The 24,643-nt window shown below is 51.3% G+C and carries 33 protein-coding genes, 2 pseudogenes and 1 other annotated feature; of the genes and pseudogenes, 17 read left to right on the forward strand and 18 right to left on the reverse strand.

Translation table 11 applies throughout. The annotated features are described in order from the left end of the window. The first annotated feature begins 4 nt into the window (after window positions 1-4). Window positions 5-271 (forward strand): hypothetical protein, encoded by a 267-nt coding sequence (locus tag KNO73_RS08355; RefSeq protein WP_214687390.1) that lies wholly within the window; start codon window positions 5-7, stop codon window positions 269-271. A gap of 49 nt (window positions 272-320) precedes the next feature. Beyond that, window positions 321-552: a binding site (T-box leader), on the forward strand. Here the strand turns inward: KNO73_RS08355 and KNO73_RS08360 are convergent. Continuing rightward, on the reverse strand, window positions 549-1,127 hold the full coding sequence (locus KNO73_RS08360) for a DUF3885 domain-containing protein (protein WP_215112335.1): 579 nt from the start codon (window positions 1,125-1,127) through the stop codon (window positions 549-551). Its footprint overlaps the feature before it by 4 nt. 44 nt (window positions 1,128-1,171) lie before the next feature. Between KNO73_RS08360 and KNO73_RS08365 the strand changes: the two genes are divergently transcribed. Next, on the forward strand, window positions 1,172-1,453 hold the full coding sequence (locus tag KNO73_RS08365) for a hypothetical protein (RefSeq protein ID WP_251024875.1): 282 nt from the start codon (window positions 1,172-1,174) through the stop codon (window positions 1,451-1,453). Window positions 1,454-1,498: 45 nt separating this feature from the next. On the opposite strand, the gene tnpB is transcribed toward KNO73_RS08365, so the two are convergent. After that, a complete protein-coding gene (gene tnpB, locus KNO73_RS08370; protein ID WP_215112336.1) occupies window positions 1,499-2,671 on the reverse strand; it encodes an IS200/IS605 family element RNA-guided endonuclease TnpB in 1,173 nt (390 codons plus the stop codon). A 148-nt stretch (window positions 2,672-2,819) separates the two neighbouring features. Here tnpB and KNO73_RS08375 point away from each other — a divergent pair, with 148 nt between their 5' ends. Next, a complete protein-coding gene (locus tag KNO73_RS08375) occupies window positions 2,820-3,395 on the forward strand; it encodes an anthranilate synthase component II (RefSeq protein ID WP_215112337.1) in 576 nt (191 codons plus the stop codon). Between the two features lie 16 nt (window positions 3,396-3,411). Here KNO73_RS08375 and KNO73_RS08380 read toward each other — a convergent pair whose 3' ends face one another. From KNO73_RS08380 to KNO73_RS08415, 8 genes are all read right to left on the reverse strand, one after another. Beyond that, window positions 3,412-4,641: a hypothetical protein gene (locus tag KNO73_RS08380; protein ID WP_215112338.1), complete on the reverse strand. Its 1,230-nt coding sequence runs from the start codon at window positions 4,639-4,641 to the stop codon at window positions 3,412-3,414. A 185-nt stretch (window positions 4,642-4,826) separates the two neighbouring features. After that, complete coding sequence (locus KNO73_RS08385) at window positions 4,827-5,522, reverse strand: ferredoxin reductase domain-containing protein (protein ID WP_214730300.1); 696 nt, start codon at window positions 5,520-5,522, stop codon at window positions 4,827-4,829. Window positions 5,523-5,610: 88 nt separating this feature from the next. Further along, window positions 5,611-6,363, reverse strand: a complete 753-nt coding sequence (locus KNO73_RS08390; protein ID WP_214730299.1) for an iron ABC transporter ATP-binding protein — start codon at window positions 6,361-6,363, stop codon at window positions 5,611-5,613. Then, the gene (locus KNO73_RS08395; RefSeq protein WP_215112339.1) at window positions 6,360-7,418 is read right to left on the reverse strand and encodes an iron chelate uptake ABC transporter family permease subunit; all 1,059 of its coding nucleotides are present in this window, start codon (window positions 7,416-7,418) and stop codon (window positions 6,360-6,362) included. The genes KNO73_RS08390 and KNO73_RS08395 overlap by 4 nt, the downstream gene beginning before the upstream one ends. Further along, window positions 7,415-8,419 (reverse strand): ABC transporter permease, encoded by a 1,005-nt coding sequence (locus KNO73_RS08400; protein ID WP_074035985.1) that lies wholly within the window; start codon window positions 8,417-8,419, stop codon window positions 7,415-7,417. Before KNO73_RS08400 ends, KNO73_RS08395 begins: the two co-directional genes overlap by 4 nt. Window positions 8,420-8,428: 9 nt before the next feature. Then, window positions 8,429-9,439 carry a siderophore ABC transporter substrate-binding protein gene (locus KNO73_RS08405; protein ID WP_031422513.1) on the reverse strand — a complete coding sequence of 337 codons (1,011 nt, stop codon included), beginning with the start codon at window positions 9,437-9,439 and terminating at the stop codon, window positions 8,429-8,431. A gap of 564 nt (window positions 9,440-10,003) precedes the next feature. After that, window positions 10,004-10,291: a hypothetical protein gene (locus KNO73_RS08410; protein WP_215112340.1), complete on the reverse strand. Its 288-nt coding sequence runs from the start codon at window positions 10,289-10,291 to the stop codon at window positions 10,004-10,006. Further along, entirely contained in the window at window positions 10,288-10,854 is a 567-nt protein-coding gene (locus KNO73_RS08415; protein WP_215112341.1) for a zinc dependent phospholipase C family protein, read from the reverse strand. Before KNO73_RS08415 ends, KNO73_RS08410 begins: the two co-directional genes overlap by 4 nt. Before the next feature lie 116 nt (window positions 10,855-10,970). Between KNO73_RS08415 and KNO73_RS08420 the strand changes: the two genes are divergently transcribed. The 6 genes and pseudogenes from KNO73_RS08420 (at window position 10,971) to KNO73_RS08445 (ending at window position 13,234) form a co-directional block, all read left to right on the forward strand. Further along, on the forward strand, window positions 10,971-11,498 hold the full coding sequence (locus tag KNO73_RS08420; protein ID WP_214757880.1) for a TetR/AcrR family transcriptional regulator: 528 nt from the start codon (window positions 10,971-10,973) through the stop codon (window positions 11,496-11,498). A gap of 1 nt (window position 11,499) precedes the next feature. Beyond that, a complete protein-coding gene (locus KNO73_RS08425) occupies window positions 11,500-11,808 on the forward strand; it encodes a DMT family transporter (RefSeq protein ID WP_214683602.1) in 309 nt (102 codons plus the stop codon). Between the two features lie 11 nt (window positions 11,809-11,819). Next, on the forward strand, window positions 11,820-12,152 hold the full coding sequence (locus KNO73_RS08430) for a DMT family transporter (RefSeq protein WP_214683601.1): 333 nt from the start codon (window positions 11,820-11,822) through the stop codon (window positions 12,150-12,152). Then, the gene (locus KNO73_RS08435) at window positions 12,149-12,508 is read left to right on the forward strand and encodes a nuclear transport factor 2 family protein (RefSeq protein WP_214873116.1); all 360 of its coding nucleotides are present in this window, start codon (window positions 12,149-12,151) and stop codon (window positions 12,506-12,508) included. Before KNO73_RS08430 ends, KNO73_RS08435 begins: the two co-directional genes overlap by 4 nt. A 6-nt stretch (window positions 12,509-12,514) precedes the next feature. After that, window positions 12,515-12,652 (forward strand): annotated as a pseudogene (locus KNO73_RS08440) (short chain dehydrogenase); the annotation flags it as partial. Between the two features lie 117 nt (window positions 12,653-12,769). Beyond that, on the forward strand, window positions 12,770-13,234 hold the full coding sequence (locus KNO73_RS08445) for a hypothetical protein (protein WP_214873112.1): 465 nt from the start codon (window positions 12,770-12,772) through the stop codon (window positions 13,232-13,234). Window positions 13,235-13,275: 41 nt separating this feature from the next. Here KNO73_RS08445 and KNO73_RS08450 read toward each other — a convergent pair whose 3' ends face one another. The 5 genes from KNO73_RS08450 to KNO73_RS08470 all read right to left on the reverse strand — a co-directional run bounded on the left by KNO73_RS08450 (window position 13,276) and on the right by KNO73_RS08470 (window position 16,206). Next, window positions 13,276-13,638 carry a VOC family protein gene (locus KNO73_RS08450; protein WP_214683592.1) on the reverse strand — a complete coding sequence of 121 codons (363 nt, stop codon included), beginning with the start codon at window positions 13,636-13,638 and terminating at the stop codon, window positions 13,276-13,278. A 3-nt stretch (window positions 13,639-13,641) separates the two neighbouring features. Next, window positions 13,642-14,409 carry an ABC transporter permease gene (locus KNO73_RS08455; RefSeq protein ID WP_074035973.1) on the reverse strand — a complete coding sequence of 256 codons (768 nt, stop codon included), beginning with the start codon at window positions 14,407-14,409 and terminating at the stop codon, window positions 13,642-13,644. After that, window positions 14,409-15,110 carry an ABC transporter ATP-binding protein gene (locus KNO73_RS08460; RefSeq protein WP_214873110.1) on the reverse strand — a complete coding sequence of 234 codons (702 nt, stop codon included), beginning with the start codon at window positions 15,108-15,110 and terminating at the stop codon, window positions 14,409-14,411. Before KNO73_RS08460 ends, KNO73_RS08455 begins: the two co-directional genes overlap by 1 nt. 98 nt (window positions 15,111-15,208) lie before the next feature. Next, a complete protein-coding gene (locus tag KNO73_RS08465; RefSeq protein ID WP_214687420.1) occupies window positions 15,209-15,364 on the reverse strand; it encodes a hypothetical protein in 156 nt (51 codons plus the stop codon). A 125-nt stretch (window positions 15,365-15,489) separates the two neighbouring features. Further along, entirely contained in the window at window positions 15,490-16,206 is a 717-nt protein-coding gene (locus KNO73_RS08470; RefSeq protein ID WP_078147525.1) for a GntR family transcriptional regulator, read from the reverse strand. 174 nt (window positions 16,207-16,380) lie between these two features. Here KNO73_RS08470 and KNO73_RS08475 point away from each other — a divergent pair, with 174 nt between their 5' ends. Genes KNO73_RS08475 through KNO73_RS08495 form a run of 5 tightly spaced genes read left to right on the forward strand, consistent with a single transcriptional unit; the run spans window position 16,381 to window position 20,323 of the window. Continuing rightward, entirely contained in the window at window positions 16,381-17,700 is a 1,320-nt protein-coding gene (locus KNO73_RS08475; protein ID WP_214873108.1) for a 6-phospho-beta-glucosidase, read from the forward strand. Next, window positions 17,697-19,016 carry a PTS sugar transporter subunit IIC gene (locus KNO73_RS08480; RefSeq protein ID WP_215112342.1) on the forward strand — a complete coding sequence of 440 codons (1,320 nt, stop codon included), beginning with the start codon at window positions 17,697-17,699 and terminating at the stop codon, window positions 19,014-19,016. Before KNO73_RS08475 ends, KNO73_RS08480 begins: the two co-directional genes overlap by 4 nt. Next, window positions 19,013-19,345, forward strand: a complete 333-nt coding sequence (locus KNO73_RS08485; RefSeq protein ID WP_084156011.1) for a PTS sugar transporter subunit IIA — start codon at window positions 19,013-19,015, stop codon at window positions 19,343-19,345. The genes KNO73_RS08480 and KNO73_RS08485 overlap by 4 nt, the downstream gene beginning before the upstream one ends. After that, window positions 19,342-19,635 (forward strand): PTS sugar transporter subunit IIB, encoded by a 294-nt coding sequence (locus KNO73_RS08490; RefSeq protein ID WP_012727190.1) that lies wholly within the window; start codon window positions 19,342-19,344, stop codon window positions 19,633-19,635. The genes KNO73_RS08485 and KNO73_RS08490 overlap by 4 nt, the downstream gene beginning before the upstream one ends. Further along, entirely contained in the window at window positions 19,628-20,323 is a 696-nt protein-coding gene (locus KNO73_RS08495) for a carbohydrate deacetylase (RefSeq protein ID WP_078147529.1), read from the forward strand. The genes KNO73_RS08490 and KNO73_RS08495 overlap by 8 nt, the downstream gene beginning before the upstream one ends. Window positions 20,324-20,358: 35 nt before the next feature. Here the strand turns inward: KNO73_RS08495 and KNO73_RS08500 are convergent, their stop codons facing one another. After that, complete coding sequence (locus KNO73_RS08500) at window positions 20,359-20,919, reverse strand: AAA family ATPase (protein ID WP_078147530.1); 561 nt, start codon at window positions 20,917-20,919, stop codon at window positions 20,359-20,361. Between the two features lie 134 nt (window positions 20,920-21,053). Here KNO73_RS08500 and KNO73_RS08505 point away from each other — a divergent pair, with 134 nt between their 5' ends. Then, entirely contained in the window at window positions 21,054-22,217 is a 1,164-nt protein-coding gene (locus KNO73_RS08505) for a hypothetical protein (protein WP_214687425.1), read from the forward strand. An 11-nt stretch (window positions 22,218-22,228) separates the two neighbouring features. On the opposite strand, the gene KNO73_RS08510 is transcribed toward KNO73_RS08505, so the two are convergent. Then, window positions 22,229-22,393 (reverse strand): hypothetical protein, encoded by a 165-nt coding sequence (locus KNO73_RS08510; protein WP_214683581.1) that lies wholly within the window; start codon window positions 22,391-22,393, stop codon window positions 22,229-22,231. 19 nt (window positions 22,394-22,412) lie between these two features. Then, window positions 22,413-22,637, reverse strand: a complete 225-nt coding sequence (locus KNO73_RS08515; RefSeq protein ID WP_078147532.1) for a hypothetical protein — start codon at window positions 22,635-22,637, stop codon at window positions 22,413-22,415. A gap of 533 nt (window positions 22,638-23,170) precedes the next feature. On the opposite strand from KNO73_RS08515, the gene KNO73_RS08520 reads away from it, so the two are divergent. Together KNO73_RS08520 and KNO73_RS08525 are read left to right on the forward strand one after the other, a co-directional pair. After that, the gene (locus tag KNO73_RS08520) at window positions 23,171-24,046 is read left to right on the forward strand and encodes a tetratricopeptide repeat protein (RefSeq protein WP_214730288.1); all 876 of its coding nucleotides are present in this window, start codon (window positions 23,171-23,173) and stop codon (window positions 24,044-24,046) included. Window positions 24,047-24,132: 86 nt separating this feature from the next. Continuing rightward, a pseudogene (locus tag KNO73_RS08525) lies at window positions 24,133-24,501 on the forward strand (helix-turn-helix domain-containing protein); the annotation flags it as partial. Between the last annotated feature and the right edge of the window lie 142 nt (window positions 24,502-24,643).

Below are 24,643 nucleotides of genomic sequence, written 5' to 3' on the forward strand. Positions count from 1 at the left end.
CTCCATGTTTCACTATATTGACCCATATCTTTGGCAACTCGTGATCGTTCCAACGTTTACGATCGGACTAGGGGTCGCCATCGCATTGCACTTGAAGCGCTTGTCTATCGCTCCCTTGGTCACACTGATTGCCTACTTGGGCATGGAGTGGTTCATGTATCGGGGCACCCTCTTCTTCTTTACGAAGTGGTGGCTCCTCCCCCTCCTGGCATTGGGGATCACGTTCACGTTCATCGGAAAACGTCAGGTGGAACATGCTTCGATCAAATGATCCTTGACAACGCATCTTCATCCCGTTAAAGTAACGATAACATTCATACGAACTCGCGATGAGAAAGAAGAGTAGCGCGAAGGGACGTCTTCAGAAAGCCGGTGGTCGATGCGAACCGGTGTCGTGCCTTGCGTGAATGGGCTTTTGAGCGTTCAGACCGACATGTAGGCTCTGACGGGTCCTCCCGTTATCGGGGACAGCGAATGATGGTTCGCGATGAGTGGGAAGACAAAGCGTCTTTCAACGAAGGTGGCAACACGGGGAATCTCCTCGTCCTTCATGTCCGATTGGGCATGCGGGACGAGGAGATTTTTTGTTTGAGCGATTGGAGGTAGGTTGGTGACGTACCACGGATGTACGCACCGCGGTCATCGTATACGAACAAGACGTGCCCCTCTCGTTCGTGGATGAACTGAACGAACGGATGCGTCGTGTATTTTCCGTTCAAACGCGGTTTCGATTTTGTATAAAAATCTTGATAACAAATCGCCTCGAGGAGTGGTCGTACACGGATTTCGGACTTGTCTGCTACCGGCACGGTGAACATCCATAACGGTTCGTCATCGAATGTGCATGATGTGGCGGTCGTCTTGAAGCGCACCGATTTATCCCGGATATAACGGAACAAGAGGGTCGGTTTGACGGGCTGTCCATATACATGCCAAACGATTCGGATGGGGTCGCCCTCTTCGAACAACGCATCAAACAATTGCTGGGCATGTCGAACGACTGCCTCAAAATATTCAAGATTCAGTTCATAGGATTTGATATCAACGTAAGGTGACAGCGTGTCCTCGAGTTCGATGTGTTCGGTCAACGCTTCACCTGAAAATTGGTCGGGTCGTAAGACTGACATCGGCATATCCCCTTTCTATTACCCATTATAAGGAGGTTCTTTCAATGCAACAACGGACGATCAATGGTGACGAACTCACACCGGTGGCAATCTTCCACCGTCTGCAAGGTGAACGAAAGGTATTACTCGAAAGTCGCGCGGAAGGCAAACACGGCCGCTACTCCATCATCGCGGCGAACCCGGTCGAGACGATCCGGGTCGATGGGAACGACGTGACGGATGCAACAGGGACGGTTTATGCGGATGACTATGCCTTTATGACTCAGACCCGGTATCGGAATATGAAGAAACGCTGCTTGAACTACCTCCACCTAGGCTTCGCTTAGAGTTGGAGGATTCCTGAGTTATCCTCTCTATCGAGAGAAACCTGATCAGGCTAGCCCCGTCGTCCCGACGGTTGAAGAAGCCAACAGGCGCTCGGCTTCTTGTTTGAGGTTCAGTCCTGCGTTCACATCACGGTCGTGGTGGACCCCGCAACTCGGGCAGGTCCATTCACGCAAGCCGAGATGCTTCACGTCCTTGTGCTGATGGCCGCAACCCGAACAGAGCTGGCTCGAGGCGAAGGTCTTCCCGACCTTCACGACGGTCTTCCCGTACCAGCCGGCCTTATACTCGAGCATCCGATGGAATTCCGACCAGCTGACCTCGGAGATCGACTTGTTCAACTTGCGGTTCTTTTGCATGTCCTTCACCTGCAGGGTCTCGATGCCGATGACGTCGTGGTTTTTGACGATCTCGGTCGATACCTTGTGCAGGAAGTCGGTGCGTCTGTTGGCAATCTTCTCATGGATGCGGGCGACTTTCCGCTTCTGCTTCTGGTAGTTCTTCGCCTCGGAGAGTGTCACCTTCTTGTTCAGGGCGATGCGCTGACGACGGGACAACTTGCGTTGCTCCCGTGCCAGCTTCTTCTCGAGCGTACGAAAGTAACGGTCGTTTTGGTATACGGTTCCGTTTGATAGGATGGCGAAGTTCTTCAGCCCGACGTCGACACCGACCGATGAACCGGTCTTCGGCAGCTCACCGATTTCCTGCTCTGTAAGCAGGGAGACGAAGTATTTGCCCGAGGCCGTGCGTCGGATTGTGGCGCTCAGGATGCGTCCCTCGACCTGTCTCGAGTTGGCGAACCGCACCCATTTCAGCTTGGGGAGTTTGAGTGTGTTCCCGACGATCGAGACCTCGGGGAGCTGGGACCTCCCCTGGATGTTCGCCGTATAGGATTGGACTGGGTTACGCTTCGACTTGAAACGGGGATGATTTCCCTCCTTCTTGAAGAACTTCTTATACGCGTCGGCCAGGTGTTTGACACTGTTCTGGACGGCCGTGCTGTCCACTTCCGTCAACCAACTGAATTCCTGCTTGAGAATGGGAAGGTCTTTCGAGCAGGCATCATACGACAGTCCCTTGCCGGTCGTTTCATGGGCCGCGTCCCATTTCGACAGGAAATGGTTGAAGACGAACCGTGAACAGCCGATCGTCTTGGCGATCAGGACCTCCTGTTCCTTCGTCGGGTAGATCTGGAATCTATACCCCTTGTGCTTCACCATGATGTTCACCCCCTTTGAAGATAGTTTACCCGAAAGAGCGGCTGGCGATTCATCTCCCACTTTCATGCAAGCCTTGTCCTTAACGTTTAGAATTGGGGGTATTCTCGCCTAATTTTGATAAAGCCAAATCCCTTTTGGAGGTGTTCGCATGATTCTCCTCATCGATAACTACGATTTGTTCACGTATAACGTCTATCAGGACGTCGCCCGCTTCAGTGACGTCTGCGTCATCCGGAATGATGAACATAGTATAGAAGAAATCCGTCGCATGAACCCGAGTGGCATCATCCTTTCTCCCGGTCCCGGCGGTCCACAAGACGCCGGTGTCTCGCTCGCGGTCGTGCGACAACTGTCCGGTTACATCCCGATTCTCGGGGTCTGTCTCGGTCACCAGGTCATCGCTGAGGCGTTCGGTGGAGTCGTCGGTCGGGCGAACGAGGTGATGCATGGGAAAGTCTCACGGATCAATACGGTGCCAGGCGTCCTTTTCGAAGGATTGTCGATGGACGTCATGCGCTATCACTCGCTCGTCGTACAAGAGACCGAACTGACAGTCACAGCCGAGACGACAGACGGCGTTATCATGGCACTCGAACACCCGACCCATCCGACGTACGGCGTCCAGTTCTACCCCGAGTCGATCGGGACGCCGGACGGACGTGGCATCTTCGAGCGCTTCGTCCAACTGTGCACGAAAAAACCGGGGCACGTGTCCCCGGTTTGAGTGTCAGCCTACATATTCACTTAGTTATAACTTTGACTTCGTTATTATTCGCTACAATAAAAATTGAAGGAGGTTCAATCGACAAGGTATTTTGCATGTCTAAGCACTTTTCTGAAGATACTTTTTGCAACGCTAGTCGATTTTCTGTAAGTATCCTTATCTGCTTTCTTTCTCGACTGTCTGAAGATAACCGTACATTAAAATCATTTTCATAATTAGCTATTTCATCAATAAATTTTTTTCGTTTACTTTCAAATTCTGTATTCGCTTTCAGTAATCTTTCGTTAGCTTGTTTGACTGTAGATTCTGGGTCTCCTAGCAGTCGCATTGCGTGAATTGCGCCTTTAGTACTCAGTAGAAACATATAAATCAACTCTTCATAATCTTGAAATTCTCTAATGATATTTTTAAAGTCATTTATACTAGTTCCTTCTTTAAATACGAAAGGGCGTCTCTTTAGATTTTGTATTTTCTTAATTGGTTCATCAAGATCTAATAGCAAAGAGTATAGTAAATCTATATCGTTCTTATAATTTGTTTCAAGTTGATATTCAATTTTCGTATTCATTTTCTCTTCTTGCAAGAATAAGTGGACACGATCTAGATAGTAAAAAGAACTCTCAGCTTGTCCACGATATTCATTAAGTTTCAAATTAATTAGTCGGTCTATTGCCCCTCTAAGTTGATTTAGACTTTTTCTTATTTCTCTCATATGCTCTTGAGCCACAATTACAGTCGCTAAATTGAAAGCTACTTTTCTAAGTTGAAGAGGATTCAATTTTTTAAAGTTAGCAACCTCAACAATTTTCTTATTACTATCAACTACCATTCCTCTTACGAAAGAATCATTGCCTTTAGATTTCATTAATGACAAAGAGCCATCTTTAATTTTTCTTCGAACCTCTGGAGAAAGACTAATTTCGTAAGCATTCCAATCATTAATAAGACGTGGAAGCGTTTTTGTACCTAACGATTTTACAGAGTAAGCAATATCTTTGAGCATTTCTTTATTTAACTCTAACTCTTTATAGGTATCTATGTTTTCTACATGAACCGGCTTGTATAATATTGAATCATCCTTAACTAGAAGCTCGTAATCTTCATCTTCAGCATACTCAAATTCTTCGTACTTTGTAAGATAATGCTTTTCACTTTTCAAACCCAGGGTATTCTTTTTTCTAAATCTTGCATATGAATAAATTATTAAAGCAAACAATAAAATTGAAAAAAGAAATATATATTCCAATCTAAATACCTCCATATCTCAGTAGATTTGAATATATTATAATTTTTTTCAATTATTTTGTATCTAAAAATTTATTGAATCAGAAATTAATCAATTCAGTTTTGACATCAAACGGACGTGGCATCTTTAAGCGCTTCGTCCAGCTGTGCACGAAAAAACCGGGGCACGTGTCCCCGATTTGAGTATCAGCCTAAAAAGTCTTCTCGCTGAAAATCATGTTTGTCGATCTTGATGTTGTTACATGCCACCCCGTTCGTCCGGAGCACGTGGATCGTTTCACGCAACAGCTCGTCACTGCCGACGATGTAGAACAAGGCGTCCTTGTCGGATGCCATCATCTCCAGGCGCTCGTAGTAGTCTTTCCGACTCGGGACGAACTCTGACGTGAAGTGCTCGTTCGATTCGAAGACGTCACCGAACAGATACGCCTTCGACGAATCGACGTTTAACGAATGGAGGTGCGGGACACCTTCCCCGTTCGCCAAGTACTCGAGGACGACTGGACGGAATGTCGCGAGTCCGACACCTGCCGATAAGAGGTAGACATTCTTCCCGCTCCGTTCGAGTGGGACGTTCGAATGTGTCTTGAACAAGGCGACCTTGTCCCCCGGTACCATGTCGCGAAGAATCGATTTGAACGTCGAGCATTCGGATTTGATGCGGGTCGTGATGCCGATCGCCCCTTCGTTCGGCAATGTCGAGATCGACATATGGCGGACGAGGCTCCGGTCCGGCTTGTCCCCGGCGTTGAACCCTTCGAGCGCGAGGTGCGTGTGCGCCCCTTCCTGCCACGTGAACTCAGGTGGCAAGGCGAGATGGAACGTGTATGTATCCGGTGCCTCGGCCACGACTTTGGTGATCGGTGTCCAGTCAATTTTCATGTGAATCCTCCTTAGTTTGATGTAACTGAAGTATTGATAATACTGCGGTTTAAAGTTACTGTTGTACAACGATTCAATTTCTAATGACTCAGTACACCGCAATCGGCCCATATGGCCCTTCGATGATTTCCAGTTTCGTCTCAAAAATTTCGGATAAGATCTTTGCGTCCATGATCTCATTCACCGTTCCGAACGCAGCGATCTGTCCGTCTTTCATCGCACAGATGCGGTCCGAGTATTTCGCCGCGAAGTTGATGTCGTGGAGCACCGTGACGATCGTCCGTCCGAACTCGTCGGCGACGTGGCGTAAATACTCCATCATCTGTACCGAACGGGCGATGTCTAAGTTGTTAAGCGGCTCATCGAGGAGGACGTATTCCGTCTCCTGACAGAGCACCATGGCCACATACGCACGCTGCCGTTGTCCCCCTGATAGCTCGTCGAGATAGCGGTTCTCGAGCGCGGTCAAGTCGAGGAAGTCGATATATTTCGAGATGATGGCCTCGTCCTCTTTTGTGAGACGTCCTTTTGAATAAGGGAAACGCCCGAACCCGGCGAGTTGTCGGACCGTGAGCCTTGTCACGAAGTGATTTTCTTGGCGCAGGATGGTGATAATTTTCGCCAAGTCTTTCGACTTCGTGCTCGACACGTCCATGCCGGCGACTTGGATCTGCCCCTCGTCTAAGTTGAGCAACCGTCCGATCATCATGAGCGTCGTCGATTTGCCCGCCCCGTTCGGCCCAATGAGTGAGGTGAACCCGGCTTTCGGGATGTCGAGCGTGAGCGGTCCAATCTGGACGTCGTCTGTATACGATTTTTTGACTTGTTCGATTTGAATCATAGCGACCTCTTCCTTAGAATGACGGCCAAGAAGATGAGTCCGCCGAACAGTTCGATGATGACGGAGACGACACTTGGCGTCTGGAATATGTGATACATAAAGAAATATGCACTCGTCAAGACGAAGAACCCTAGGGCGAACGCCATCGGAAAGACGTACTTATGGTCATACGTCGAGGCGACCTGATAGCTGAGCGTCGCGACTAGGAATCCGAAGAACGTGAGCGGTCCGATGAGCGCCGTCGAGACGGACATGAGAAGTGAAATCAGGACGAGCGTGTAGATGACGCTCCTCCGATGGTTCATCCCGAACGTTGTCGCGACGTCCTTGCCGAGTGCGACGATATTCAATCGATTCGAGAACAGGAACAAGAGTGTCCCGGCGATGACGACGATCGGGATGACGATGGGAAAGTAGGCCACGTCGGCATTCGTCACCGAACCGAACAGTCGTGCCTGCAGGATATCGAACTCGGACGGGGCGAGCATGCGGCGCATGAACGACGACACCGAGTTCAGACCCGTCCCAATGATGATCCCGATGAGCAGCATGAGCTGCAGGTTGGCGTATTTCCCTGACAAGAGCCAGCCGTAAAGGAGGAGACTCATCGTCACCATGAGCCCGACCTGTGTCAAGAAGGCGCTTGTCCCCGAGAAGCCGATCAACGCCCCTGCCCCGAAGAAGAAGACCATGCTCGTCTGAATCGTCGAATAGAGCGCGTCGAATCCAAGGAGCGATGGCGTGATGATACGGTTGTTCGTCACGGAGTGGAATGCGACCGTCGCAAGACTTTGACAGAGTGCCGCAATCAACATCGTGACGATGGCGACGATTCGCCGTTCCACGACCGGCACGAATGACGGAGAGTCCATCGGGACCGGATTGTTATAAAGGAGAAGCCCGAGCGCACACAATAGTCCGCCGAGAATGAAGGCACTTAAGAAGAGCCAATAGCGTCTGCTCGCCCGTTTCGATTGAAATGCCGAGGCGTGACGTTCTTCTCTCAATTCCCCGATTGATACTTCGACACCGTCTCGTTCTATGACCGTACTCATCGAACCCCTCCTTTCTTCCGTTGTCGCATCAAGATCATGATGAAGACGACTGCCCCAACCGTCCCGAGAATCAGGGAGACCGGGAGCTCGAACGGCATGATGATCGTCCGCGAGATCAAGTCACTGACGAGAATCGCACCCATCCCGACAAGACAGACCCATGGCAAGTTGCTGCGCAAATCATCCCCGCGGAACATCGAGACGAGGTTCGGGACGATGAGTCCAAGGAACGGTAAATTCCCGATGACCGTCGCCACGACACCGACCGATAAGGCGATGAGCCCCGTCGCCATCATCATGAGCTGGTTATAGTTCACGCCGAGACTCGTCGCGATGTCTTCCCCGAGCCCGGCGAGCGTCAAGCGATTCGCCAGTAAGAAGATGAGCACCGTCACGACGATGATGACCCATAGATATTCGTAGCGCCCGATTTGCACCGAGGCGAACGAACCGACGAACCAGCCCTCGATTGCCTGACTTGCCCGGAAGAACAGACCGAGGAACGTCGAGATGGCGGAGATGACCGCCCCTAACATGAGCCCGATGATCGGCACGATGAGCGATGAACGAAGTTTGACCGAACGTAAAAACCAGAAGAAGACCATCGTCCCGATGAACGAGAAGACGATCGCCCCGGTCATTCGCATCATGAGGCTCGGTGCTGGTACGAGCAAGTAAACGGTGAGCAGTCCGAGTCCCGCCCATTCGAGCGTCCCCGTCGTCGTCGGTTCGACGAGTCGGTTTTGCGTAATGAGCTGCATGACGAGCCCCGCCATCGCCATTGCCGCACCCGTCAGCATGAGGGCGACCGTCCGTGGGACACGGGTGATCCAAAACATATCGAAACCGTCTGTCCGTGACAGATCGTACACCCCGGTAAAGAGCGACAGCACCGCCAAACCGAGGACGATGATCACGGTGAACACGAACGACTTCGTCCACAATCTAGAAAAGGAGGGCTGAGACATCGTCTCAACCCTGGCTGTCAATGGTTTTTGCATGACGGAACCCTACTTCGCGAGCGCTTCCGTGACACTGTTGAAGAATTCCGCGTACGTTTGAATCGATTCGTTCAAGTATGTGTCTTTCGGGGCATAGACGATTTGCTCTTTCGACACAGCCGTCGTCTTTTGAAGTGCCGGTGCGTTGTCGATCACGTCTTCTGCTGGTACTGCGCCTTCTGCGTCACCGAGTGGTGCGTCACGGTCGAGAACGAACAACCAGTCTGGGTTGCTTTCTGCGATGGCTTCGACGGATACTTCGTCACCTTCGTGGTCACCTGTCTTCTTCTCGACTTCAAGAGCTGGGACCCATCCGAAGATGTCGTACATCGGTCCGAACACGCGTCCCGTTACCGGTGCTGAGAACCCGATGTCTCCGCCCGATACGATGACCGACATGATTGTATCTTTTCCGTTGTATGCCGCTTTCGCGTCTTCAATCGACTTGTCGAGGTCAGCAACGATTGCTTCGGCTTCTGTGTTTTTGTCAAAGATTTTTCCGAGTGTGAGCGTCGTGTCAGTCAATCCTTTGACTAAAATCTCACCCGGTGTGCCTGAATCTTCTGGGATCTCGATGTTCAAATCGATGACCGCTGCTTCTGGTACCAACTTTTTGATGTCCTCGTAGTAATCTGCGAAACGTTGACCGACGATGACGACGTCCGGGTCAACTCCTGCAATCGCCTCTAAGTTCGGCTCGAAGTGCATGCCGACGTCCGCGATGTCTTTGTCTGATGCGTATGGCGATTCCGCTGGAAGGAGTCCGATCGGTGCCGCCACCAAGTCGATGTCCCATGCTGCCAATGTTTCAAACGTCCGGTTATCAAGGGCGACGACCTTCTCCGGGTTGACCGGTACCTCGATTGTGCCATGTGCGTCTGTAATTTCGACCGTCTCTGTCTTTGTTGCGCCGTCGACGTTTTCTTCTTTCTTCGTCTCACTCGTTCCGCCACATGCGGCGAGTACGAAGACGAGCAACGTCAACATGAGTGAAATCTTGAATTTCCCCACTTCATCCATCTCCTCTGTATGTCAATTTCAATGATTCTCGCACCAAAAACGAGCCACGTTGGTTATGTATGTCTATTCTCACGTTCTCATTATCAGTGATAATGATTATCATTGTCGTTTTCATCAAGTAGCATAACAAACAAAAAAAGGATACGCAATGCCAATTTTACAAGATTCGGATAGGAAAATTTTTCTTTCTATAGATGCACGCACAAAAAAAGAAAGTGGAGGTCCACTCTCTTGGTTGAGTTCATGTCATTTAGCTTAGGAATCAATCTTTATTGTGTCGTGCCCTCTTTTTACCTCGAAACACAATATAGGTGATGAACCATACACATGTGATTGTGAACGCCAATAATACGGTTTGTGTCATCCCTCTCGGCAGAAGGTCCACCACGAAAAATAAGGATAAGATGACCGAAAAAATAAGATGTCCAAATCGTAAATCATCATCCAAATCTCGCCAATATATGACTAGAAGGACGAGCGCTACCGGGGCCACGAGGGCTGCTAATATGAAAAACGGCACGCGGCGCATTAGAAACGGAATGTTCTTAGGTTCGTCCATCTGACTCATGCCTCCGAGATCCCGTTCGCCAACAGCAACAAGAAAATCCAAGTCGACAACGGGATCATCAACCCGATTGTCGTAAGTAGCGTGTAGATTTTAATGATTCGATCCTTCGTGAACAGTCCCCAAATCAACGTGGCGAACAAGGCGATGTCAATCGCGAGATAAACCCAAATGACCGTCATCAATTCGAGATTCGGGAATACCCGACCGTTCAAGGTGAAGAAGGTGATCACCGTCACGATAAAGAGTCCGAGCGTTGCGTAGAGTGGTGCGTATCGCTTGTTCATACGAGCATCGCCCGCTTCCGTTTGACCATCTCAAGACAGCGGCACACACACGTATCCACGTAGCCATCCAATTGATGCGGGAGGAACATCGTGTACGTCCCCTCTTCTGTCATCGCCGCGTCCCGCTCGACTTTCTCGATCAGTTCAACGAGCTTCGGATTTCCTTTCAAACGTTCAAAATTGAAATCCCCTAGTCGTTTCGACAGGCGAGCATTATACGCATCAAAGTCCGCATAATAAGCCACCTGTTTTGACGGGTCCTGGGTGATGAGCTCTTTCAACCAACCTTTATAGAACCCTTGCAACCAGATCTCATCCGCGACGAGGTGCGCGTAATAGCCGAGTCGATACGAGAAGTCTTCCTCCTTGCTGTCAATCCAATATTGGGAAAGATCTAAACGACGAGATAAATCATCATGGCGTCCTGCGTAGTAATGGGATGCCTCTTTTTCAGTCGTTGCATCCGGTGCGAGACTTCCGAGCAAAAATGCGACCTCATCCACCTCCGACAACGCTGGTAACATCTCGTTCGCGATGACGAGATGCATCAAATGTGAACCCATGTCACGCCCCCCTTTTCCCTGATTATTCCATCAACGTTCTATCTCGACAACCCCTCGTAAATTTTGATAGACTTACTTTACTGAACGGTCAGTAAAGTTATGAGAGGTGTGATTGGATGAGTAAAAAACAATTGTTGCTACAGACTGCCGCCCAGATGATTCGAGAAGACGGAATTAGTCAGTTGTCGCTCGAACGGTTGGCGACGAAAGCAGGAATCACGAAAGCCGGGGTCCTCTATCATTTCGACAATAAGGCCAACTTATTGCGCCAGATGAACGAGCTCGCCATCGAGACGTTCGAGAAACGAATCAGTGATCATCTATCGGACGGTCCATATTCGTTTACCCGTGCCTATGCACTGGCGACATTAGATGATGTCGATCACGGAGATATGGACCTCGTCGCCGTCTTCATCTCCTCACAAGAAGATGCGACGAGCGAGTCGATTTGGAGTGACGTGTCGACCGGTTGGGACGAGCGATTCGCTGCCGACGGACCGGACCAGGATGCGATTTTGAAACTTCGTCTCCTCTGCGACGGCTTTTGGTTCGCTGTCTTGTATGGATATAGCGAGTCGTTCAAGGACCGTGCGGCGACACTCATTCGGGAAGCATGTGACGAGTTGATTCAAGGAGGATTGTAATATGGGATTCATCTATTTGATTGGGGCCATTGCCTCGGAACTGTTCGGGTCGAGCATGTTGAAAGTGAACGCCACCTCGACGAGTCGACTCCCGATTCTCGGCGTCGCCTTCGGATATGGGACGGCGTTTTATCTCTTATCGCTCGCCCTCTTTACCATTCCACTCAGCTTCGCGTATGCGTTTTGGAGCGGGGTCGGGACGGCACTCACGGCGGTGATCGGATTCGTCGTCTTCCGGGAACAAATCAGCCGTCAAAAAATTGCAGGGATCGGGCTCGTCATCATCGGGCTCATCTTGATGAAAGTGTGAGGTGAATCGGAATGAAAGCCTATCTTTTACTGTTCTTTTCTATCGGATTTGAGGTGCTCGGAACGTCGATGTTGAAACTGTCGGATGGATTCACGAATCTCGTGCCGAGTGCCATCCTCTTGGTCAGTTTCGCCGCCTCGTTCACCCTCATGGGCATCGTGTTGAAAACGATCCCCCTCAGTATCGCCTATAGCATCTGGGCTGGACTCGGGACGGTGGCGACGGGACTCATCGGAGTGTTCATATATGGGGAAGTTCTCTCGGCATTGAACGGCATCGGTCTGTTGTTGATCGTCCTCGGCGTCATCGTGATGAATCAACGAAGAGAGGAAGTCGTGACATGAACGAGTTGGCAGATCATCTTCAAACACTAGAAGAAGCGTTATTGACGACGGAAGTCAGGCAGTCGACGGAGCGGTTGCGTGAACTGTTGACCGACGACTTCTTTGAAATCGGTAGCTCGGGACGGTTGCTGTATCAAGACTGGGATCAGACGACACTCCAGCTTGACCCGATCGAGGCGGTGTTATCCGAATTCACGCTGCATCCGTTGACGGAAGGTCACGTTTTGGTGACGTACCGTCTCGTTCAACCGGTATTGAATCGCGAAACACGCCGCAGCTCGATATGGGTATTCGTGGACGGACGTTGGAAGATGCGATTCCATCAAGGCACGGCTGTCCCACCGAAGGCAACTTGATTGCAGAACATCCTCGTCGAAGCACTCGATGCGTACGGACCGTATTTCTGTGGTTACGCGGCGGTACCAGGTGAACGGGTCGCCCTCACCTATGTGAAGAGTGTCGAAGGCGCGCAGACCGGAAAGACGTACGAAGTGTATTAACCTTGAAGCATCTCTTAGGAGGTGCTTTTTTCGTACCTTGCATTTTATTTTATCTACCTCGATAGGAAGATTCCGCTATACTCGGGGCATCTTATGTCCGAGAAAGGTTGAAGTTTCATGAAAGACAAAACGTTTCGCGCCCTTTATCATATCCCTCCCTCTTTCGTCGAACATCCGCTTCAAAAGCGCGTCCTACAGGCAGTCGGTCGGAATCAAGAATCGATGGTCGAGGTCATCTTCCGCGTCGGTGGGTTCGGCACGTATGATGTGAGTACGATCACCTTTTTTGAGAGGGGCACTGTCCTTCGTCACATTGAGCGGTCCGACCGAGCGATCACCGAGCCCTTTGAATTCGAATACTATGAGGGCGAGGAAGCGAAACAGATGCGTGTCGCGTTTCATCTGCTTGGAACAAATTGGTGGCCACCCGTTTTCGAAGAACTCGAAGGGGTTCGCACGCTAGACGGTACGCAGTGGAGCCTCAGCGTATACACGAACGGGACACTCATTCACGAACATCATGGCAGTAACGCCTACCCGTCCGAATGGGAGCAAGTGACTCGCCTGTTCGGTATTTCTTGAAGAACGACAAAGGGAGCATCCGCGGTGGATGCTCCCTTTCGTCAGAGCGCTTGAATCATCTCGACCCGATTGCCGAACGGGTCCCGAAACTCGAACCGGTCGAACCCCGGAATCGGAATACCTTCGGAGTAGGTGATTTCGTTCTCTCGAAGCGCTTCCTTCCAATAATCTAAATCCGTCACCGCATATGCGATATGCGCTTTCGTCTTCTGTCGTTCCACATCGTCCTCTGCCCCGACATGAACGGAACGGTCGCCGACCTGAAGCCAAAATCCACCTCGTCCCTTCAATGAATCCGGCTTCTCGATTTCACGTAGACCGAGAAAATCGCAGTAAAATGCCTTCGCCTCTTGCTCCGCTCCAGTTGGAATCGTGATCTGGACGTGATGAATCCCTGTGATCATGCCTCATTTCCCCTTCCGATAGGTCAGTCCGATATACTGCATCTTCTCGTTGAACAAACGTGGGTACGCCAGATAGCCGACGAGCGTCGCCGAGATCGAGGCAGTCGTCAAAATCAAGAACAGGATCAAGAGTTGATACAAGACCGCTTCCATCGGGTCGGCTCCTCCGATGATGAGTCCGCTCATCATTCCCGGTAGCTGGACGAGTCCCATCGTCTTTTGGGCCTCGACGGTCGGGATCATACTCGTCCGAATCGCATTCTTCAAGCTGCGGTCGATGGCCACTTTCGGCGTTCCGCCGAGCGAGAGAATGAGTTCGATGACATCGTCACTCCGCTCGACCTCGTCTTTGAACTTATTCAAGAACAGGAGTGACAACACCATGCTGTTCCCGATGACCATCCCGCTGATCGGAATGACTTTTTCCGGCTCAAATGGGATGATACCAAGCCCGAGCATGAGTCCCATCGTCAGCGCTTCGATCGTCACGAGCGTCAAGACGATGATCCACATGATACCCGGAATGCCGTCCCCTTTCCGTCGAATGTTTTGTGTCGCGGCGACAATCATGAGTAGGATCATCAACAGCATGAAAATCGGACTGTCGCTCTCAAAGACGAACGTCAGGATATAGCCGATGATCAGCAGTTGAATGATGGAGCGGACGGTCGCAATGATAATATCACGCTCGAGTCCAAGTCGTAGGACGAGTGTCAAGGCGAGCGGGATGACGACGAAGATGAGCGCCGTCGCGAGTTCAATATATGACATCAATCTTCCCCCCTGACGAATCGTTGGATGACGGGATTGTCCGACTCATCGATGAACGATGCGTCCCCAAATGCAAGTAGTTCCCCGTCCTTCAAGAACCACATGTCGTCACTTACCCGCCGTGCCTGGTCGAGATCATGGGTGATCCAAATGACGGTCACGCCGTACGATTGTTGCAGTTTTCGAATGAGTCGCTCGATCTCTTTCACCGTTCGGTAATCTAGGCTCGCCGTGATCTCATCGAGCAAGAGCACGTCCGGTTTATTGACGAGCGTTCGTGCGATGGCGACCCGGCTTCGTTCCCCACCCGACAGTGATTTGATGGGTTGGTCGAGGAGCGCCTCATTCAAGTCGACGCGATGGAGCAATTCGGCAGCCCGGTCGCGGTCAAGTGTCTCGTCGAAGATGGCTTTCGGGAGATTCAAGTTGTCGTACACCGTCCCTTGAATCATCGGCGCGCTTTGGAACGCCATCCCGATTTTCTTTCGAAGTTCGAGGATGTCCATCTCCGCGATGTCTTCCCCTTTAAAAAGAATCGTGCCCGTGTCTGGTGACAGCAATCCGTTGATATGCTTCAGACACGTCGTCTTGCCGGCACCGCTCGGTCCGACGAACGTTGTGATTCGTCCTTCCCGGAACGTCCCGGACACCTGGTGCAGGATGTCTTGATGACTCACATCTTTGAATTCAATGATTGACATGCTTCTCTCGCCTCCTGGTTCTAGTGTACATAAAGTCAGGAATCGACTGCATCCAATATGTATGGGGAAAGTTTATACACGATATTTATTGATAAAAATTACATCCCCATTAAATAAAGCATCGCAAGTTGTCCTACAGCAATAACTATCGGAACCATCGAGAGTATGGATAACCATCGCTTCTTCATCACAACACTGATTCCCAACAACAATAGTCCGAAAATCAAGACACCGAAGATGGTAAACATCGTCACATAATTCACTCCCTCTACTCAATTTGATAGTATGTATCTTCTGTTTTTCGACTTCATACCCTTTTTAAATCACTAGATAATAAAAGCGCTCGACCGTTTCCACACGAAACAGTCGGGCGCTTTTGTTAATTATACTCCCGTTCGATGACAAAGCTCGTCTTGTCTCCGCGGAAGTAGGAGCGTGAGTATTCAATCGCTCGTCCCGACTCATCCTCTGTCACCGTCTCGATATGGAAGCACGGTGACCCGAGTGGACAGTCGAGGAGTGCACTCACCTTCTCGTCAGCTAAGGCAATCTCCAGTGCCTCTGTCGTCTTGGCGACATGAACGTCGTGAACCTCGGCGAGTGTGCGGAAGAGCGAATGCTCCGCCTGTTCCTTCGTGATCCCCGGTGCAATCTGCCACGGGATGAACGAGACCTCATACTGCGTCGGTTCCCCGTCCGCATGACGGATCCGCTCAATCTTCTGGATCGGGGCATTGTCTTCCGCTTCAAACACCGATGCGATTTGACCAGACGCCGAGATGACCGAGATGTCGATCAAGGCGACTTGCCCACGTTTTCCTTGGACGGCGAGCTGGGCCGCATAGTTGTTCGGCGTGTACGACAACGTCTGTTGTACTTTCTTCCCGGCTACGAACGTCCCGCGTCCTTGTTGACGGACTAGATAGCCTTCCATCGTCAACTGGTTAAGTGCGCCCCGTACCGTCGTCCGGCTCACATCGAACTCCTCGCAAAGCGCGTATTCGGTCGGAAATTTTTCCCCTTCTTTATAGTGCCCACTTTTGATGCGGGACAGCAGTTCATCCTTGATTGCGGTTTGGAGCGTCGATTGCGACATGTCTCCATCTCCTTTACGTTGGGTTGGTTCCTTTATTGTGATACAGCAAGCATACAAATGCAAATACAAAAACTCATTTGTATTATTTGTATTTTTTATATTGCCGAAAGTTGTATCATTTGTTATATTTGTTACGACAAAAAGAAATCGCTTTCAAAAGGAGGAGTTGGCACCATGGCAGTCAAGGTCGTCATCATCGGCGGTGGGTCCAGTTACACCCCGGAAATCATCGAAGGATTGATTGATCGACAGGCAACGTTCCCCGTTCGGGAGATCGTGCTCGTCGATATCGAAGAAGGGAGGGAGAAATTAGAGATCGTCGGTCGTCTCGCCAAGCGGATGATTGAGAAGGCAAAGGCCAAGATCACACTCAGTTGGACGCTCGACCGAAGAGCCGCACTCGTCGGCGCAGATTTTGTATCCACACAGATTCGGGTCGGTGGACTCAAGGCACGTGCGCTCGATGAACGCATCCCGCTCAAGCATGGCTTCATCGGGCAAGAGACGAACGGCGCAGGCGGATTATTCAAAGCGTTCCGTACCATCCCCGTCTTGATCGACTTGGCAAACGAAGTCGCCGAGATTTGTCCGGACGCCTGGCTCGTCAACTTCACCAATCCGGCGGGCATCGTCACCGAGGCCGTACTCAAGCACTCATCTCATAAGAAGGTCATCGGTGTCTGCAACATCCCGTTCAACATGCGAAACTCGGTCGCTGAGATCCTCGAGACGCCTGTCGAACGAGTCGCGATTGAATTTATCGGATTGAACCATTTCGTCTTCGGTCGTCACGTATGGGTCGACGGTGTGGACCGGACGAGTGACGTCCTCGCCTCGCTCAACGCAGGCAACGACTACTCGCCGGCGAACATTGTCGGGCTCGGTTGGAGCGAATCGTTCCTATCGTCACTCGGCATGTTACCGAACCCGTATCATCAGTATTACTTCCAGACGAAAGATGTATTGAAGAAAGACCTCGAGGCGTACGAACAAAACGGCACCCGTGCCGAAGTCGTGCAACAAGTCGAGGCCCAGTTGTTCGAGAAATACAAAGACGTCGATCTCGCCGTCAAACCGGAAGAGCTTGAAAAACGTGGAGGCGCCTACTATTCTGACGCTGCCTGCAATTTGATGGACTCGATCCATAACGACCGCGGTGACATCCAGACGGTCAACACGCTCAATAACGGCACGATTCGGGATTTACCAGACGACGCGGTCATCGAAGTGAACGCCGTCATCACGAAGTCGGGGCCTCGCCCCATCTCCATCGGCGCGTTGCCGCTGCCGATCCGTGGGCTCATCACGAACTTAAAAACGTTTGAACAGCTCGCCATCCAAGCGGCTGTATCTGGCACGTACGAGGACGCCTATCTTGCCTGCCTCATGAACCCGCTCATCCAGGACGAGAAACGGATCGACCCGCTTCTCAAAGAGCTGTTCACAGCGCACGAGGCGTACCTACCCCAATTTAAAAAGGAGGTTTACTCATGAATAAGTTTATTGAAATCGCGGGACGTATCGGGTCCCAAAGGCACTTAGTCGCCATCCGTGACGGATTCGTTTCCGTCATGCCACTCATCATCGTCGGGTCGCTCGCGGTCCTCATCAACAACTTCCCAGCCGTCAACATCGGTGGTCTCTCGCTCGACTTCGTCGGTTCGATGAACAACCTGTTCGGCGAAGGTAATTGGCAAGGGCTCGGTGGTAGCATTTGGAACGCGTCCTTCGCGATACTCGGGCTCCTGATCGCCTTCTCCATCGGGTATAACTTGGCCCGTTCATACGGGATTGACGGGCTCGCGGCGGGGATCTTGTCGCTCGCCTCGTATATCATGCTCGTACCGGTCACTGCTGACTGGGGTCTCAACTTCGCATGGCTCGGCGCACAAGGTCTCTTCGTCGCCATCATCGTATCGATTGTCGTCACAGAAATGTTCCGCTACCTCATCAATACGAAACTGACGATCAAGATGCCAGAAGGTGTACCAGGTGGGGTCACACGTTCATTCCAAGCGCTCATCCCATCGATGATCATCTTGACGGTCGTCGCAGGATTCCAGCTCTTCATGACGCTCGTCGTCGAACTTAGTGTATTTGAAGTCATCTTCAAAGCGATTCAAGAACCGCTCCAAGGATTCGGTGACTCACTCCCGGCTGCCTTACTGATTGCCTTCTTGAACCACATCCTTTGGTTCTTCGGGCTTCACGGGACGAACATCATCGGCTCGGTCATCGAACCGGTCTATCTCCCGCTCATCGAGCAAAACTTGGCTGCCTTTCAAGCCGGAACGTCAGCGTTTGATGTACCGTACACGGTCACAAAACCGTTCTTGGATGCGTTCGTCTTCATGGGTGGATCGGGTACGACGTTCGCGCTCTTACTCGCGATCTTCATCGTCGTCCGCAAACAACGGAATCACCCGTATCACCAAGTCGCAAAACTGTCGACACCAGCCAGTCTCTTTAATATCAACGAACCGGTCATCTTCGGTCTTCCGATTGTATTGAACCCGATCATGCTCGTACCGTTCATCTTAGTGCCGGTCACGCTCACCATCGTCTCTTATGTCGCGCTCTCGACAGACATGGTTCCGAAGACGGTCGCCATCGTCCCTTGGACAACGCCACCGATTATCAGTGGCTATTTGGTCACGGGCGGTAGCGTTCGCGGCGTCTTGCTCCAAATCGTCAACTTGTCGATTGCGACAGCGATGTATATTCCATTCGTCATGGCAGGAGCGAAGGCGATGACAGCCGAAATCAATAAAAACAAATCTGCTACTGAGGAAGGAGAAAAGATTTCGTGAAAACCGAAACCATCCAAGAACTCTCGTTTATGATTATCTTACATGCCGGAAATGCACGCTCCTCTGCATTCGAGGCTATCGCTGCCGCGAAACGCGGTGAAGCGGACGAAGCGGCGGCAAAGTTGAAAGAAGCCGATGCGGCCTTCTTGGACGCACACAAGCTACAAACGGAGCTGTTACAAGAAGAGGCACGGGGGACGACGAGCGACATGAGCGTCCTCCTCGTCCACGCACAAGACCACCTCATGACGGCGATGACCGTGAAAGAGCTCGCCGTCGAAATGATTGACATGATCACCCGTTTGAATCGATTGGAGGAAACGACATGAACATCTTACTCGTCTGCTCGGCAGGAATGTCGACATCAATCTTAGTGGAAAAAATGCGGAAAGAAGCTGCCGCACGCGGACTCGACGCATCCATTGACGCGATCCCCGAGTCGCGCTTGAAAGAACAGTCGAACGTCGACGTCATTTTGATCGGACCCCAAGTCCGTTACCTCGAAGGCAAAATCAAGTCGTCCGTCGACGTACCGGTCGCGGTCATCGATAACATGGCGTACGGGATGATGAAAGGTGACCTGGTCCTCGACCAGGCACTCGGTCTCGTCAATGCCTAAAACGTTCGTCCTCGTCAACGCTGATGATTTCGGATTGACGACAGGTGTGAACGCCGGCACCTTGGAGAGTCATCTGAATGGAATCGTCAATTCGGCGACGATGATCATGAACGGGTATGCCGTCGAGGAAGCGGTCAGACTCGCGAAACAACATTCGTCGCTCCGTGTCGGGGTCCATCTCGTCTTATCTTGGGGCAAACCGCTCGCCGACACGAGCGCCCCTCTCACGAAAGAAGACGGCACGTTCCGCTACACAAGCCGTTTCTTGACTGAAGACTCACCTGACCCGGAGCTCGTCTATCTCGAGTGGAAAGCCCAAATCGAGGCGTTCCTTGCGACCGGACTTCCGCTCGACCATCTCGACAGCCACCATCACATTCACGGTTGGCCGGTTCTGCACGACATCATCATTCGTCTCGCTGAAGAATATGACACGACGTTTCGGGCCTTAACGACGCTCGGGTCACGCCGAGACTTGTGGGTGACCGAACGGTTCAGTGATCAGTTCTATGCGGACGGTGTCTCCCATGCGACGCTCGACGCCATCGAACCAGGTGGATCCATCGAAGTGATGGTCCATCCGGCCGACCTCGATGATTGTCTTCCGAGCGTCACGTCTTACCTCGAGCCACGCCTCCTCGAAAAACAGGTGTTGGTCGACTATGAACGCCCCGATTGGTGGGCATGACAAAAGCGGGTTCCCTTTCACGGGGACCCGCTTTTTCATAGGTCGAATGCTTGTTGAATCTGCGCCGCCGTCTCTTCCGGACTTAAGTTCGTGTTATCGATCCGAAGATAGTGCTCGACGTCTAATTCTCCCGGACGTGAGTTCAATCGATACATCGTCGCCGTCTGCTTCAGTTCTGCCTCGGACCAGGCGATGTCACGCTTCGACGGTTTATGGGCAAGACGGTTCTCCGTCGTATTGCGCGCGAGGCGCTCTTCCATCTCGGCCTCGAGCTCGACGTAATAGATGTCCGCCCCGTGTGACTCGAACAAATCCGTCACTTTCTTCACGTAATCCCAGTCCTCCTGCATGTCAAACGCCCAGACGAACGTGAAAATCATGCCGGGTAGATCACTCTTGGCGACCGATTCGAACAGTTCTTGACGAAAGTGTTGGACGAGTCGCTTCCCTTCCGGCGTCCCGTAATTGAAGAACGGTCCGACGAGGTCGATCGTCATGTGGTTATGGAATAATTTCAGTCCGGTTTTGTCGGCGAGCGCCTGCCCGACCGTCATCTTGCCGACGGCTTGCGGACCAAATAAGATGATGAATTTCATTGGATTTCCCCCTACATCTTTTGAAGATTTTATCATGTGACTTAAAATGTGTGACCCCTCCAAAATATTTGTTTACCTCTTTCCAAATGAAGGAATAAGCATAGCATCGAACTTTATGGAAAGAAGGTGCCCCTGTGACTTGTCCCCACTGCGGAAAGAAGACACGATCGAAAACGGTCTGTCCGACGTGTGGCCGCCGCTCACGTCGCACGATTTGGTTATTTGCCACCCCATTCGCTATCGCACTCATTGCCTTTGTCACCTTCATTGGAAACGCCTATTTCACGGACATGCTACGTTCGACCGACTCGCTCGCCGATCAGGTCAACTTGCCGATTGGGGAAGATACGGTCTCCGCTGACGAAGCGACACCGGTCGACTTCGCCGCACTACAAGATAGCCTCTTCACCGTCAGTTACGGGACGGGATTTTTGGTGAGTTCACGCGATGTCGTCACAGCGGCCTCGAATGTGGCTGGATTGACGAATATCATCATGTACCATGAAGGGCAGGCCGTCTCCGGTACCGTCGTCGGTCGGACGAAGCTCATCGCTGTCATTCGAATCGAAGAGACGGAGAACACACCGTACACCCTCACGCAAGCGATTGCAGCAGAGGATGAGACGTTGATCACATTGACGATGCAAGAACGAATCAACGGAACGGTCACATTCGCCGAGAACGGCTATAGCCGAAACTTTGAATTACCTCGTCATGCGTATGGCAGTCCACTCCTTTCAGCATCCGGGCGAGTCGTCGCCATCCATTTGCGAGGAATCGCCTTGCCGACCGCACTATTTGAGCAAGACATCCGGACGTTCATCGCAAAAGATGCACCGGCACCGCCACCTATCGAACTCGCACCGGTCGAACCGATCAAACCAGATTTGACAGAAGAACCGGTCGTCGTTCCGGAAGCACCCCCTATTCCCGAGGCGCAACCTGAAATCCCACCGGCCACTGAACCGGAGGCGCCGGTCGAGGAAGAAGTCGAAGAGGAAGTTGTGGAAGAGCCCGAACCGACGACACCGGAAGTGACGCCGGAAGAGCCTGCGGAACCGCCAAGTGAACCAGAGGAACCGACGGACCCACCGGAAACGGAAGAGCCGATTGAAGACGATCCCCCGGTGACGGAGCCGGAGGAACCGACCGAACCGGAAGAGCCAACGAAGCCAGAAGAACCGACGACGCTCGAAGCAGACGGGGATGAGGACTCCATCGTCGAAGAAGACATCGTCGAAGAAGATTCAGAAGAACCGATTGAAGAGGAAAACGACACGAGCACCCCATCTGATTGATGGAGTGCTCGTTATTCGTCACGTGTGAAGCGTCGTTGGAGATTGCCGAGCACCGCTCCTAATGCCAGAAGCAGAATCGACAGCGCCCAGAACGGGAGCGCATCTTGCAACAACCAGACGACGAGGGCACTGAAGCCGACGACGGCTCCGAGCCATAGAAAGTTCCGTTGTCCCATGTCATTCACCTCGTCCTCATCATAACACAACGATTCGATATGCCGTTGTTTGTGGCGGCAAGGAGCGTGTCAATCGTTCATCATGCTCGACTCGAACCTGTTGTCCGACGAGAAGCGGTGTCTCGTCCAAAAGAGGTCTCGCTACATGAAACACGATGCCATCAAACGGTTCCGCTTCCCGCGTCGGCGTGACGCGGATTTTTTCCTCCATCACCTCTGCGACATATCCAGTGAACGTCGCCATGCCTTCCCCCTCCTTTCCAGTCCTACCTTTCCATTTCCCGTTTTTACAAGATTTTACGAACGGGAAAGCCCATATCGGACATAGCCCGCCTTTAGGCATGGGATGAGAGTGAGTTCGGATGTGAAAACATCCGACGTTCGGGTATACTTATCCCATAGACAAGAACAAGTCTCTAAAACGCCTGTGTCCATCGCCCCTTGAAAATCGTATACGGTTCGGTCATGAAAACATATGACCGGTAAAACGATGCCTGTCGTCATGCAAAAGACGCTAAAACATCAGATGGACACACCTGCAACGACCTGTGGTGGATGGTAACAGTCCACCAGCCTGAGAATCTATATGATCTGTCTCAGGAGGGGTGATGGCACACCCTCATCTGGAGGTTTGAGCAAAACAGAAATGGACTGCGCTCGCACAAGCACTTCAGAATCCCACGGTTTTAATCGTGGGAGTGTCAAAAAAGATGCTACTCGCCTTTTGCAAGAACAAGTATAATAGAGCGACACCAGTACTTGTGAGGAGGACACCGTATGACACAAACGATCGATTTACACACCCCAGAGTTCCAGCGCACGTTCCTTGAGATGATGCTCCTCGCAGAATTAACAGAAGCTTATAACGCTGAAGCCATCCATGACATGGCGACACGGGGCGAGACCGCGTTCCCGGATGACCCATTTTTCCCGGCGATGCGCGCTTATCCGTACATTCGAGAAGGTGACACTGATTCGGCCAAACCGTGGCTCGAGAAAGCGAGCACACTCGGCGATCACTACATTCTTCATATATTGAAAGGATTTGTCAGTGAAGATACCGGGTTCACGTTCGAAGCGGAACAACACTTTCTCCGTGGCGTCGAACGCTATCCGGACGTCCCGATCATGCATCGCGCCCTTGCCGTCCACTACTTCGACCGCAAGTTCCATGGCGAGGCCGGTCTTCATATCATGAACTATGTCCGACTTGCCGGATTTGGTCCGGACACCGTCCCGATGTTGCTCGAATTTTTCCAAGTGTATGACGACATTCCGCTCGATATGGTCAATGAACTGATGAAGACTTCGAGCGGTTACTTAACATTAAATCCGCATGACCCGCATGCCCATTCCTTATACGCGTCTATGTGTAGCCATCGTTTCGCTGCACTGACGGCCGAGTTGAAGGACGATGACCCGCTTACCGACGAGATGATTTGGATGCTCCTAGAAGTCGAGAATCACGGGATGTGGAGTGCGACTTATGACCGCAGTGAAGAGCGGATGTTCCGTCACATGTTCGCGGAATACGTCGACAACGTCATTCTTCCGAACACGTCGCAGCTCTATGTGTGGCGCCTTCGGTTGCGTTACTGGACACGTCGCCTGACACACCGCTTCACGGGTGGTTACTCTGTACCGACGTCATGAAAAAACATCACGCCAGCGTGATATGCTCCCCAATAGGTAGACAGATGAAATAAAAAATCTGTTTATCTATTGGGGAGTGTTTTTATATGGCGAGAAGTCGGCATACGATTGAACAAAAATTGAGTGCGCTGCGCATGATGGAAGAAGAAACATATACTTGGAAGGAAATCATGGGGGCTCATGGGGGCTCTAGGCACACCCTCCAGGTGTGGAAAGTGAAATTCGATACCGGTGGGATCGATGCGTTGAAGGAATCGAAGGCATGGAAATCTTACACCAAGGAACTGAAAATCGCGGCCGTCCGCGACTATCTCGATGGGTTCACTAAAATGGAGGTACTCTCCAAGTATCAGATCAGTAATTGGTCTGTTCTTCGTAAATGGATTAAGAAGTATACTAGTCATAGCGAGTTAACAGATTCGAGAAAAGGAATGGATCGAGCTATGACAAGAGGAGGGGCGTTCATGCAACAAATTGTGCATGTCAGGCTCCCGTTTTTGCAACTCATACATAAACATACACCAATTGTGACTTTTTCTAACATACTGTAAAAGAAGAGAAGGAGGCCTCCATGAAAATCAAAATTGATATTGACCC

Source organism: Exiguobacterium sp. s83 (genome assembly GCF_018617095.1).
GTDB classification, from domain to species: domain Bacteria; phylum Bacillota; class Bacilli; order Exiguobacteriales; family Exiguobacteriaceae; genus Exiguobacterium; species Exiguobacterium profundum.